Source organism: Methylomonas sp. MgM2, assembly GCF_054172045.1.
Genome location: NZ_JBSYXO010000003.1, coordinates 198,082 through 210,858, shown reverse-complemented (window position 1 = coordinate 210,858; position 12,777 = coordinate 198,082). Strand labels below are relative to the sequence as shown.

The 12,777-nt window shown below is 48.6% G+C and carries 14 protein-coding genes; 13 read left to right on the top strand and 1 reads right to left on the bottom strand.

The annotated features are described in order from the left end of the window. Positions 1–286 precede the first annotated feature (286 nt). The 12 genes from ACW73I_RS04200 to ACW73I_RS04145 all read left to right on the top strand — a co-directional run bounded on the left by ACW73I_RS04200 (position 287) and on the right by ACW73I_RS04145 (position 11,618). Positions 287–625 carry a P-II family nitrogen regulator gene (locus tag ACW73I_RS04200; protein ID WP_458027978.1) on the top strand — a complete coding sequence of 113 codons (339 nt, stop codon included), beginning with the start codon at positions 287–289 and terminating at the stop codon, positions 623–625. Positions 626–646: 21 nt separating this feature from the next. Further along, complete coding sequence (locus ACW73I_RS04195) at positions 647–1,909, top strand: ammonium transporter (protein ID WP_458027977.1); 1,263 nt, start codon at positions 647–649, stop codon at positions 1,907–1,909. A gap of 167 nt (positions 1,910–2,076) precedes the next feature. After that, positions 2,077–2,415 (top strand): P-II family nitrogen regulator, encoded by a 339-nt coding sequence (gene glnK / locus ACW73I_RS04190; RefSeq protein WP_458027976.1) that lies wholly within the window; start codon positions 2,077–2,079, stop codon positions 2,413–2,415. A 134-nt stretch (positions 2,416–2,549) separates the two neighbouring features. Further along, positions 2,550–3,839, top strand: a complete 1,290-nt coding sequence (locus ACW73I_RS04185; protein ID WP_458027975.1) for an ammonium transporter — start codon at positions 2,550–2,552, stop codon at positions 3,837–3,839. 88 nt (positions 3,840–3,927) lie between these two features. Further along, a complete protein-coding gene (locus ACW73I_RS04180; RefSeq protein ID WP_458027974.1) occupies positions 3,928–4,692 on the top strand; it encodes an inositol monophosphatase family protein in 765 nt (254 codons plus the stop codon). Between the two features lie 99 nt (positions 4,693–4,791). Next, complete coding sequence (dusA, locus tag ACW73I_RS04175) at positions 4,792–5,763, top strand: tRNA dihydrouridine(20/20a) synthase DusA (protein WP_458027973.1); 972 nt, start codon at positions 4,792–4,794, stop codon at positions 5,761–5,763. 38 nt (positions 5,764–5,801) lie between these two features. Next, a complete protein-coding gene (gene folE / locus ACW73I_RS04170; protein ID WP_458027972.1) occupies positions 5,802–6,350 on the top strand; it encodes a GTP cyclohydrolase I FolE in 549 nt (182 codons plus the stop codon). A 6-nt stretch (positions 6,351–6,356) separates the two neighbouring features. Next, the gene (hemH, locus tag ACW73I_RS04165) at positions 6,357–7,334 is read left to right on the top strand and encodes a ferrochelatase (protein ID WP_458027971.1); all 978 of its coding nucleotides are present in this window, start codon (positions 6,357–6,359) and stop codon (positions 7,332–7,334) included. A gap of 26 nt (positions 7,335–7,360) precedes the next feature. After that, a complete protein-coding gene (locus tag ACW73I_RS04160) occupies positions 7,361–8,959 on the top strand; it encodes a MutS-related protein (protein ID WP_458027970.1) in 1,599 nt (532 codons plus the stop codon). Next, the gene (purT, locus tag ACW73I_RS04155; RefSeq protein ID WP_458027969.1) at positions 8,956–10,158 is read left to right on the top strand and encodes a formate-dependent phosphoribosylglycinamide formyltransferase; all 1,203 of its coding nucleotides are present in this window, start codon (positions 8,956–8,958) and stop codon (positions 10,156–10,158) included. Before ACW73I_RS04160 ends, purT begins: the two co-directional genes overlap by 4 nt. An 18-nt stretch (positions 10,159–10,176) precedes the next feature. Further along, positions 10,177–10,752, top strand: coding sequence for a lytic transglycosylase domain-containing protein (locus ACW73I_RS04150; RefSeq protein ID WP_458027968.1), 576 nt, complete (start codon positions 10,177–10,179; stop codon positions 10,750–10,752). A gap of 2 nt (positions 10,753–10,754) precedes the next feature. After that, complete coding sequence (locus tag ACW73I_RS04145) at positions 10,755–11,618, top strand: HDOD domain-containing protein (protein ID WP_458027967.1); 864 nt, start codon at positions 10,755–10,757, stop codon at positions 11,616–11,618. On the opposite strand, the gene ACW73I_RS04140 is transcribed toward ACW73I_RS04145, so the two are convergent. Then, the gene (locus ACW73I_RS04140) at positions 11,615–12,271 is read right to left on the bottom strand and encodes a Maf family protein (protein ID WP_458027966.1); all 657 of its coding nucleotides are present in this window, start codon (positions 12,269–12,271) and stop codon (positions 11,615–11,617) included. The two genes, ACW73I_RS04145 and ACW73I_RS04140, sit on opposite strands and share 4 nt — an antisense overlap. Between ACW73I_RS04140 and ACW73I_RS04135 the strand changes: the two genes are divergently transcribed. Beyond that, positions 12,261–12,776: a YceD family protein gene (locus tag ACW73I_RS04135; protein ID WP_458027965.1), complete on the top strand. Its 516-nt coding sequence runs from the start codon at positions 12,261–12,263 to the stop codon at positions 12,774–12,776. The genes ACW73I_RS04140 and ACW73I_RS04135 overlap by 11 nt on opposite strands. Position 12,777: the final 1 nt, after the last annotated feature.

Here is a 12,777-nt window from a genome sequence, read left to right as displayed (position 1 = left end):
GGTATATTGGTTCCTGTCTTGGTGCATTAAGTCGGCGTTTTGTTTGAGCCCGTCAATCGAAAAACGGCGTTGCCGATGTTGAGGATCTGTGGATTTTTCAGACGCTCCAAAATAAAGCGAAGCGCGCCAAAGTGGTGCTTTAAATTGGGTGTTTGGTAAGGTTAAGTCGTTAATATCATAAAAAACAGTATGTTATATTTTGGCATATTACCTGCTTGGCCTGCTGTGAAGTTTTTTGTATGTTTTTAATGAGGTAATTAGCTATGAGTGAGTGGGGTGCCAATTTATGAAACTAATCACAGCGATTGTTAAGCCGTTTAAATTGGATGATGTGCGTGAAGCATTGTCCGATATAGGGGTGTCTGGCGTTACTGTTACCGAAGTCAAAGGCTTCGGTCGGCAGAAAGGCCATACCGAGCTATACAGAGGAGCCGAATATGTGGTCGACTTTTTGCCAAAAGCCAAAATCGAGGTGGCAGTGGCTGACAGCATGACAGAGCAAGCTGTTGAAGCCATCGTCAAGGTTGCAAATACCGGCAAAATCGGTGATGGCAAAATCTTTGTCTCTAATTTGGAGAGCGTCGTTCGAATTAGAACGGGCGAATCTGGCGAAGAAGCGCTATAAGTCTTTAATGAGGAGCTACATGTGGAAAACCTAAATAAAGTTGTTGAACTGAGTTATGCGCTGGATACTTTTTATTTTCTGATAACCGGCGCTTTAGTGATGTGGATGGGTGCCGGTTTCGCGATGTTGGAAGCCGGGTTGGTCCGCGCCAAAAACACGACGGAAATTCTGACTAAGAATGTGGCATTGTTTGCAATTGCCTGCACCATGTATCTGCTCTGTGGTTACGGCATCATGTATCCGAGTGAACCTGTCAATAGCGTATGGCCGGGAATCAATTTTCTAATTGGTCCGGACCATACCGTGGAGGAGGTTTTGGGTAGTAACGGTGAAACATATTACTCAGGATTGGCCGATTTCTTCTTCCAAGTGGTGTTCGTCGCAACGGCAATGTCCATCGTGTCCGGTGCCGTCGCTGAACGTATGAAGCTATGGGCGTTTTTATTTTTTGCAGTTGTGATGACCGGTTTCATCTACCCGATCGAAGGCTATTGGAAATGGGGCAAAGGCTTTCTGGATGCGCTAGGGTTTCTGGATTTTGCCGGGTCCGGCGTGGTGCATTTGTGCGGAGCAACCGCCGCACTGGCAGGTGTCTTATTGTTAGGGGCGCGTAAAGGCAAATACGGTCCGAATGGCGAAGTCATTCCTATTCCGGGTAGTAATTTACCTTTGGCTACTTTGGGCACTTTTATTCTATGGATGGGGTGGTTTGGCTTTAACGGCGGTTCCGAATTAAAAGTTTCCGATGTGGGCGAAGCGAATTCGGTGGCGATGGTGTTCGTAAATACCAATGCGGCGGCAGCCGGCGGTTTGATCGCGGCGATGGCGGTTTCTCAAATTAAGTTCGGCAAAGCGGATTTGTCTATGATCCTGAACGGAGCTTTGGCCGGCTTGGTTGCGATTACTGCCGAACCGCTGACTCCCACGCCGCTACAAGCGACCTTGATCGGTGCCGCAGGCGGTGTACTTGTATTCTTTTCTATCATCGCGATGGATAAGTTGAAATTAGATGACCCGGTTGGTGCGTTGTCAGTGCACGGGGTCGTCGGCGTTTGGGGATTGTTGGCGGTTTGTATCACTAATCCGGAAGCGAAACTATCCGCGCAATTAATCGGTATTGCTTCTATCTTCGGCTTCGTATTTGTCAGCAGTTTGCTTGCTTGGTTCGTCATCAAATTGACGATGGGCATTCGAGTGAGTGAAGAAGATGAATACCATGGCGTGGACTTCTCCGAGTGCGGTATGGAAGCCTATCCCGAGTTTACCGATACCAGTAAAGGCTAGAAATTCAAGCCGATGCTTGGTCGAAACCCACGGGCGCCTTACCGGCGCCCACTTTCGTATCCTGTGTATTTAAAGAATCTGAGAGTAAGCCGCAAATTGTATGTTTATCGCTAATTCTTTATTATTGACGGCGGTCTTGATTCTTTAACCATTTAACTGGGGACGCCATGAAATTAATTACTGCAATTATCAAACCGTTTAAATTGGATGATGTTAGAGAAGCGTTATCTGAAATCGGGGTATCAGGTGTGACGGCGACGGAAGTAAAAGGGTTCGGCAGACAAAAAGGCCACACTGAATTGTATCGTGGCGCTGAATATGTGGTGGATTTTTTGCCGAAAGTGAAGCTCGAAATTGCTGTTGCCGATAATATCGTCGATCAAGCCGTGGAAACGATCGTTAAGGCTGCTAATACCGGCAAAATCGGAGACGGCAAAATATTCGTCACGAATTTGGAACAAATTATCCGTATTCGAACCGGGGAAACCGGAGAAGATGCGATATAAGCTAAATGACTGTTTAATTTAGTTAATTTGCTTTCAAAAATCGCCCCTGGCCGCAAGAGCATGCGGTTAGGGGCGATTTTGTTGTGTCTGGGCAAAGGCTAAATTGCAGGTCGATAAAATCAAAATAAAGAATCATGATTAGAATAATTAAAAACATATTACTGGCGACAATAATCGTTTCGCCGCAGCTTGCCGTTGCCGATGAAATTAATCAAGCAAACACCGCATGGGTTTTAACTTCGACGGCGTTGGTTCTGTTCATGACCATTCCAGGTCTTTCCTTGTTCTACGGCGGACTGGTTCGCAGTAAGAATGTCCTATCGGTGTTAATGCAATGCTTTGCCATTACCTGTTTGGTGTCGTTGTTATGGTTGGCCGGCGTTTACAGCTATATCTTTACCGATGGGGGAGGCTGGCAGGCATTCATCGGTGGCGGCAGCAAGATCTTCATGCCGGATATGGGAACCGATAATCTCATCGGCGATATTCCGGAAACCGTGTATTTCATGTTCCAAATGACCTTCGCAATCATTACGCCGGCGCTGGTGGTAGGTGGATTCGCCGAACGCATGAAATTTTCGGCGATGCTGTGGTTCAGCGCGTTGTGGCTGATCGTTGTATATATGCCGATTTGCCATTGGATTTGGGGAAATGGCTGGTTGGCGCAGCTTGGCGCAAAGGATTTCGCCGGAGGCATTGTGATCCATGTCAATGCCGGCGTGGCTGCGTTGGTCGCGGCGCTCGTGCTGGGGACGAGACGCGGCTTCCCGACTACCCCCATGTTGCCTCACAACATGACTATGGTGGTTACCGGCGCCGGCATGCTTTGGTTCGGCTGGTTCGGATTCAATGGCGGTAGTGCTCTGACCTCGGACGGCAAGGCCGGAATGGCGATTGCGGTAACGCATATTGCGGCGGCGGCTGGTTCGCTTAGCTGGATGGTGATCGAATGGTTGCGCTTCGGTAAACCCAGCGTTTTGGGAATTGTGACGGGGATGGTGGCGGGTTTGGGTACCATAACCCCAGCTTCCGGATATGTCGGGCCCATTGGTGGATTGGCGATCGGGACTATTGCCGGAGCCGTTTGTTTTTACGCGACTCAATATATTAAGCGCGTTTTGAAAATAGACGACTCTTTGGATGTTTTTCCGGTCCATGGTGTCGGCGGATGCATCGGTTCCGTTTTGACCGGCGTGTTTGCCGCCGAGCGTTTTGGCGGTTTGGGGCTGGACGGCGTCGGTATTGGCGAACAGGTGGCCGTTCAGGTAATAGCCGTTGCGGCAACTGCTGCGTGGAGCGCACTGTTTAGCTATTTGATTTTGAAATTGATCAAAGGACTGATAGGGCTGCGCGTGACTGAAGACGAAGAGGTACAAGGCCTTGATATCGTGTTGCACGAAGAGACCGGCTACAACAATCTGTAAAGTCGGGTCAGGCAGGTTAAAATAGAGGTTTTTGTAGAGGGATCAGGCCGGCATTCGGTCTGATCTCAATTCAATATCTGAGAAAAACATGTCTATCACTTTGGATACTCTGGAAAAAATCGTTCGTGCCGCCGGCAGCGTGGCAATGTCTTATTTCAACGACCTCGATCAATTGGCCATAAACAAAAAAGCAGCACGCGATCTGGTCACCGATGCCGATGTTGCGGTCGAAAATTATCTCAAACAAGCTTTGACCGAACAGTGTCCCGAGTACGGTTTCTGGGGAGAAGAGAGCGGTAAAACCGATAATCAAAACCAGCGCTGGATCGTCGATCCGATAGACGGTACTCATTCGTTCTCAAAGGGGCAGTATTACTGGGCTGTCAGCGTGGCCTTGGAAATCGACGGCGAATTAATCATGGGCGCGGTTTATGGGCCGGCGCTGGACGACTATTATTGCGCCGAAAAGGGCAAAGGCGCCTGGAAGAACGGCAAACCCATCACGGTTTCGAGCGAAACCGATTTGGGCGCCAGTATGGTTTCTACCGGTTTTGCCTGTTTACGCCAATATTTGAAGGATAATAATTTAGAACGTTTTGCCCGCATCGCACAAGCCACTACCGGCCAACGCCGCCTGGGATCGGCTGCGCTCGACTTATGTACGGTTGCCGACGGCCAAGTCGATGCTTTTTGGGAGCAGGAACTGAATCTGTATGACGTTGCGGCCGGAGCGCTCATCGTAATGGAAGCCGGCGGCACTATGACCGATTTTAAAGGTAATCCGGGCGTGTTCCCGAAACAAACGATGGCGACGAATGGCAAGCTTCTCGGCCAGTTGTTGCCGTTGATGTGATCATTTTTTGTAATCTGGCGGCAATTGTAAGGAAACGTTCGAACACATTGCGTCATGTGGTATCTGTAATACTATCGATTAATTTATCAATTGATTCGGATGCATAAAGGAATCGATAGGCGCTTCTGCGTGGCCCCGATGCTGGATTGGACTGATCGTCACTGCCGGTATTTTTATCGCTTGATGTCGCGCCATGTCTTACTGTATACGGAAATGGTGACCACTGGAGCCATTTTACATGGCGACAGGCAGCGGCATTTGCTGTTTAACGAACAAGAACACCCCGTCGCATTGCAATTGGGCGGCAGCAATCCGCAGGATTTGGCGGATTGCGCTAAGTTTGCCGAAGATTTCGGCTACGACGAAGTCAATCTAAATGTGGGCTGCCCTAGTGACCGGGTGCAAAACGGTAGCTTTGGCGCTTGTCTGATGGCGGAGCCGGCATTGGTGGCGGACTGCATTGCCGCCATGCAACAGGCTGTGTCGATTCCCGTGACGGTGAAATCGCGTATCGGCATTGATGATCGGGATTCCTATGAAGAACTGACGCATTTCATCGCAAGCGTTGCGTCGGCCGGTTGCAATACTTTCATCGTGCACGCCAGAAAAGCTTGGCTCTCCGGCCTTTCTCCTAAGGAAAATCGCGAAATTCCACCTTTACGCTACGATGCGGTTTATCGATTGAAGCGTGATTTCCCGCAGTTAGAGATTGTCATTAACGGCGGAATCACGACTTTGGATGCGTCGTTGGCGATGTTGCATCAAGTTGACGGGGTTATGCTGGGGCGCGAGATTTATCACAATCCCTATTTCCTCAGTTCGGTCGACAGTTGCTTCTTCGGGGACCGGTATTCTATTAAATCAAGGCAAGACCTGATCATCGCTTTGATTCCGTATGTAAGGCATCAGTTAGAGCAAGGCGTGCGTTTGAATAGTATCAGTCGCCATATTCTAGGTCTGTTTCACGGCGAGAAAGGTGCGCGCGCTTGGCGCCGGCATCTCAGCGAAAACGCGACAAAGCCGGGTGCCGACGAGCAAGTATTGTTGCGTGCCTTAGAGTTTACGGTTTGATACTGTATACTCACTTCATTTTTTATCTGAGTACGGCGATGGAAGAATATTTCTCCAAAATCATTCAAGCAATCGGTGAAGACGTCAACCGGGAAGGATTGCGCGATACACCAAAGCGGGCGGCCAAGGCGTTCAGATTCCTCAATAACGGCTACGACAAGAAATTGGAAGACGTCTTAAATAATGCGATTTTCGAAGCCGATACGGAGGATATGGTCATCGTCAAAGACATCGAGCTGTATTCCTTGTGTGAGCATCATTTGCTGCCTTTCATCGGCAAATGCCATATCGGTTATCTGCCGCAAGGCAAGGTATTAGGCTTGTCTAAATTGGCGCGCATCGTCGATATGTACGGGCGCCGCCTGCAAATCCAGGAGAAATTAACCCGACAAATCGCCACGGCAGTGGAAACAGCCATTGATGCGCGCGGCGTGGCGGTGGTGATCGAGGCCAAGCATTTATGCATGATGATGCGCGGCGTGGAAAAACAAAACTCGGTAATGACGACGTCGGTAATGACCGGCATTTTTCGTGAAGAGATCAGTACCCGCTCCGAATTCTTGAATTTAATTAATCGCGGCAAATAGGCGGCCATGTCTGACTTTCCTGAACGAAAAGTCGGGGTATTACTGGTAAATCTCGGCTCCCCCCTGTCTCCAAGTACCGGTGACGTGAGGACTTTTTTGCGGGAGTTTCTGAGCGACCCGCGTGTGGTCAATTTACCAAGACCCTTGTGGTGGCTGATTTTAAACTTGTTTGTTTTGCCGCTGCGTCCCCGAAAATCAGCTCATGCTTATCGTTCGATCTGGACCGATAAAGGTTCGCCGCTTATCGTTTATACGCAACAGTTGAGCGATCAATTGACAAAACGTTATGGTAGCGATCGCTTGGTGTTCGATTGTGCCATGCGTTACGGCAAACCGGCTCTGCGAGAAAAACTGCAGGCGTTCAAAAAACAGGGCGTGGAGGACATCGTCATTTTGCCGATGTATCCGCAATATTCCTCTACTACGACGGCTTCGATTTTCGACCTGGTCGCCGACGAATTTTTAGGATGGCGGCATATTCCTTCGTTAAGCTTTATCAGTGATTATTACCGTCATCCGCTTTATATCAAGGCGCTGGCCGATTCGATACGCGATCATTGGCAAAATCATGGGCAAGCCGCTTTGTTGCTAATGTCGTTTCATGGCCTACCGGCCAAGTTGACCGAGTGGGGCGATCCTTATTTCGAGCAATGTCAAACCACGGCACGCTTATTGGCCGATGAACTGGAATTAAAAGAAAAACATTGGCAGATGGTGTTTCAGTCCCGATTTGGTCGTGCGGAGTGGTTAAAGCCCTATTGTGTCGAAGTCTTGCGCGATTTGCCTAAGCAGGACATCAAACAGATCGACGTGGTGTGTCCGGGTTTCGCGGTTGATTGTCTGGAAACCTTGGAAGAAATTGCGATGACCAATAAAAATATTTTCATTGAGGCCGGCGGCAAGAGCTACCGTTATATTCCGGCTTTGAATGATAGCGAAATCCACGTCGATGCATTGGCTGAAATAATAAAAACCGCCCTGTGATGGCGGGATAGAACCGGGGAGGTAGCATGCAACAAAACATTTTGCAAAGTTGGAATCAGGAAGAATGGCCTGTGATACGCAACAGCAAGCCGTTGCCGATCGGCGAAGGCGTTTTGGATCAGAGCGGGTTCAATACCATCGAGGTCGACGAGCTGTTTGATTATGTTAATTACGCCAGTACCACGGCAGGCCAAACCGTGTTGTATCGGTCGTTGACGCAGCCTTTGAATGATGTCGAGTCGATTCAGGCTAAACAGCAAGCGGTGCGCGAGATTCGCGACAATCCGGCGGTACGGGAGAATGTCGAAAACATCGTCGCCAATGCGGCCAGCGGCGAAAACCGCCTGTATTTGTTGTTGTTCGGTGAGTTCTTGGGTAGTTTCGGCACGGCGCGCGAGGATAATCAAATCGAAGGTTATGGCTATAAACAATATCGGCGCGGCATCAATTTCGTATTGAATTTGGTTGGGGCTATTCAGAATTCCGGCGCGCCACAAACCCCTTATTTACAAGGCGTTTTCGATAAGATAGGCCGCTTTGCGGATAGTCACGATTATTCTTTGATGGTCGGCCCTGTCTACAACAGCGAAAAAGGTATACAAAGCAAGGAAGAGCGCAAGGGGAGCTTTTCCCCCGCTACGATTTTTCGTCCAACTTTATTCAAGCCATTGTTGCTAGGTTTATTGATTGCGGCGATCTGGGGGATTGTCAAAATCTTCCCGACCGATATGTTTTCTTTCTCTAAGGATGGTATTTCGGTGGCATCGGTATTTTTCCTGCCGTTGATGCTCGCTTACATTCCGGTCGTGGGTGGTTACGATCGCGATAATTGTATCATTCCGTTACGCGAACGCTTTAGGTGTTCTGAAAAGTTGGGCGAGTTGCTGGAGGGTTTGGGGCAACTCGACGAATTACTTTCGTTTATTAAATACGCCGAAGATTATGGTGGCGATATGGTGTTGCCCGAAATGCATGATTCCGAGCGGCATAACATTAATCTCACTGATGCGAAGAATCCCGTACTTGGCAAACAAAACCCGGACTATGTCGGTAATGACTTTGCCATCAACGAAGCGAGGTTGGTCTGTGTGACCGGACCAAACAGCGGAGGCAAGACAGCATTTTGTAAGACAGTCACTCAAATTCAATTACTGGCGCAGATCGGTTGTTACGTGCCGGCTAAAGCGGCGAGCCTCAGCGTCGCCGATAGAATATTCTATCAAGCGCCGGAGATCAGTCATCTGGATGACGGCGAGGGTCGTTTTGGGACTGAATTAAAGCGAACACGCGATATTTTCTTGGCAACGACAGCAAAAAGCTTGTTGGTACTTGACGAAATGGCGGAAGGCACTACCTTTGAAGAGAAGATGCGATCGTCGATTGATGTATTGGACGGCTTTTATCGAAAAAGTAACAGCACGATTTTGATTACGCATAACCATCAATTAGTGGATGTGTTCGTTGAAAGAGGGATTGCGATACCCAAACAAGTGGAGTTTGCCGAAGAGATGCCGACGTTTAAATTGATCGATGGTATTTCCAGAGTCAGCCATGCCGATAGGGTGGCGAAAAAGATCGGATTCTCCAAACAAGATATCGATCACTACCTGGCTAAATCGACATGACAATAGGAACCGCCAACAGTCCGTCAGCTACCAGAATCCTGTTATTAGGAAGCGGGGAATTGGGGAAAGAAGTCGCTATTTCATTACAGCGCTTCGGTATCGAGGTTATTGCCGTCGACCGTTATGCCAATGCGCCGGCGATGCAGGTGGCGCATCGCAGTCATGTGATCAATATGACCGATACCGCCGCGGTAAAAGCCTTGATAGCGGCAGAAAAACCGTGTCTCATCGTACCGGAAATCGAAGCCATCGCCACAGCGGCATTGGCCGAAATCGAAGCGGAGGGCATGGCGCGTGTCGTGCCCAACGCGCGTGCTGTTCAGTTGACGATGAACCGAGAAGGAATTCGACAATTGGCGGCGGAAGAATTGGGTTTACCGACATCGAAATACGCATTTGCCGAAACTTTCGAGCAATTGCAGTCGGCCGTTGATGGTGATATCGGTTACCCCTGTTTTGTCAAACCGACCATGTCGTCGTCCGGTAAAGGTCAGTCCATGGTTACAAGTGCCGATGAGCTGCGTACTGCGTGGGATTATGCCAAAGCGGCCGGGCGCACGGATACGGGTAAGGTTATCGCCGAGTCTAAAGTCGAATTTGACTTCGAGATTACTTTATTGACCGTGCGGGCCTTGAATGCGGAAGAACAGGTTTGTACTTATTTTTGCGAACCTATCGGCCATAGACAGGAAAGCGGAGATTATCGCGAGAGCTGGCAGCCGCAGCCGATGAGCGCCAAGGCCATCGATTTAGCCCGGCACATTGCCGGCAAGGTGACTGAAGCGTTGGGCGGTCTGGGGATATTCGGGGTCGAATTGTTCGTTAAAGGGGATGAGGTTTGGTTCAGCGAAGTTAGTCCGCGTCCGCATGATACGGGCATGGTCACTATGGTTAGCCAGCGGCAAAGTGAGTTCGATCTGCATGCGAGGGCGATTTTAGGCTTGCCCGTGTCTACAGCTTTGGATAAGCCGGGCGCGAGTGCGGTTATATTAGGTGGAATCGATGCTAAAGGTGTCGTATACCGCGGGCTCGACCGGGCATTGGCGGAAAATGACGTGGATATTCGGTTGTTTGGGAAACCGGAAGCATTTTTCAAGCGGCGCATGGGTGTGGCGTTAGCGACGGCGGAAACTGTTGTCGATGCTCGAGAAAAAGCCGTCAAAGCGGCAAGGCTGATTACGGTCGCTGCAGCGGATTGAGACTATCGGGTAAATAGGATGAGATTGCTGAAAACTGTTGTTTTGTTATTGACGGTTTCAACAACCGCATCGGCCGATATCTATAAGCGTGTCGGCCCCGATGGGCGTGTGTACTACACCGACCGTCCCGAAAAAGGTCTTCAATATAAACTCGTTATTCGTACGCCTCCTAAGACCTATAAACGCGATTTGAAGTTTATGGCTGCGAATAAAAGTAAATACAACGAGTTGATCGCAAAAACGGCAGCGAAGCATCAAATGGATCCAAAACTGGTGCATGCGGTGATTCAGGCGGAGTCGGCTTATAATCCGAAAGCCATGTCTTCGGCCGGTGCGGTCGGTTTGATGCAGTTGATGCCGGATACCGCGCGCCGTTATGGCGTAACAGATCGGTATGATCCGGAACAAAATGTAGACGGCGGCACCCGTTATTTGAAAGATTTGTTATCCATGTTTAATTCTAACCTGAAGTTGGCCGTGGCTGGCTATAACGCAGGGGAGGGCGCGGTGATGAAACACAATTACGCTATTCCGCCGTATCGAGAAACCCAAGATTACGTTCGGCATGTGCTCAGACTTTACGGGAAGAGTTGAATATGAAATTTAAAAATGCACAGGAAGTGGTGGTCGAGGCAAAAGACCTGTTTTCGTTGCCCGATATCTTTTTTCAACTGAACGAAATGATCCGTAATCCGCGTTATTCTCTAGCTGATATTGGCGATGTGATATCTAAAGATCCCGCCTTGTCGGTCCGATTGCTGAAGATAGTCAACAGCTCTTATTACGGGTTCCAATCTAAAATCGATACGATACCCAGAGCGATCGTGGTTGTGGGGATCGACGATCTGTTCAATTTAGTGGTGGCGACTTGCGTTGTCGACAAGTTCGCTAAAATCCCTACGGATTTGGTTGATATGACTTCGTTTTGGATTCGTAGTGTCCATTGCGGCGTAGTGAACAAACTATTAGCCAAAGAAGTTGGCGCGCCTAATCTTGAGCGGTTATTTCTTGTCGGCTTGCTTCATGATATCGGTTCGTTGGTGATGTATCAGCTAATGCCGGAACAGGCTGCTAAGGTGTTGCGTGCCATTAAAAATGACCGCCGCTTGCTGGTTGACATTGAGCGTCAGGAAATAGGATTTACACACGCCGATGTAGGCGGTGAATTAATGCGGCTATGGGCGTTGCCTGAGTCGTTGTCGGAGGTGGTAAGTTGTTATCGTAATCCTGATTCGGCGGTTGTTCATAAGTTTGACGCGAAACTGCTTAACTTGGCCAGTAGGTTGGTTGATGACAAAGAACTTGGTGAGCCAATTGAGGATACTTTGATTGAAATATCAGATAAAGATTTTGAGTATCTTCGTCTAAATCCCATCCAGATTCAGCAAGTAATGGAGCATTCCGTGCTCGAGTTTCATCAGGTGTTCGAGGGATTGGTGTCGGATGCCAATATCCACTAAGGAATCTTGAGTCCGAATTGGTCGAGAAGCTTAATCAGCTTGATTAATGGTAAGCCGATCAAAGCATTCGGGTCTTCGCCGTTGATTTTGTTAATTAAGCTAATGCCGTAACCTTCCGACTTGAGGCTGCCGGCACAATGAAACGGTTGATCGACTTCAAGATAACGCAGAATTTGGGCATCACTTAGTTTTCGAAAGTACACGTCGCAAATATCGATGTCCGTCAAATGAATTCCTGAGTGACTGTCCAAAACACAAACGCCTGTAAAAAATGTGACTTTCCGGCCTGATTGGGTTTTGAGTTGCGCAAACGCTGTGTCGCGATCGCCTGGTTTGCCGAGTAACCGATCTTTGCAGACCGCCACTTGGTCCGAACCTATGATCAGGTGGTTGGAGAATGCTGCCGCCGCCGCTTGGGCTTTTGCTATTGACAAGCGCAGCGCTAAGTTGTTGGCTGCTTCGTTCGGCATTGGATTTTCATCGATAGGGCAATTGTGCGAGATAAACTCTAAACCTAATTTTTTGAGTATCTCGTAGCGATATTGTGAGCCTGAAGCTAATACTAAGTTCTTCATAATTGGTTCAGAGTCAAGTGCTTGTAAGTTTGACGCAAAGGTTAGTAATCTGTATGATTGTACAGTTATGTCAGACAAACTTCCCGACCTTATAGACCCATTGCTGCTAGCCGAAAGGCGTAGCATATTATCAGGCGCAATAAAAATTTCCGTGCTTGAGCGTTTGTCTGACTTGGTTTTAGCTGATGGCGATGTGGAGATCGAAGTGCAATTCGCCAAGGAAGGTAAGCGGGTTGTGGTCTCGGGTACCATAAAATCAGTAGTGGAATTAGAGTGTCAGTCTTGTTTGCAAGCTTTATCGTGGCCGATTAAGCTCTCGTTTAAGTTGGGTGTGGTGTCTTCGATTGAAGAGGCGGATTTGCTGGAGATCGATTGCGAACCCTTATTGTTAGATGGCGAGAAAGTGTCTTTGAATGCCTTGATCGAAGATGAGATATTGCTGGCATTGCCCGATTATCCTAAGCATCAATACGAGTGTATTACGCTACGTAGCTCGAAAGACGCTGATTTCGACGATGAAACCCAAGCTGAAACCAATAATCCTTTTTCTGTTTTAGCCAAACTTAAAAAAACTGGAGAGTAAA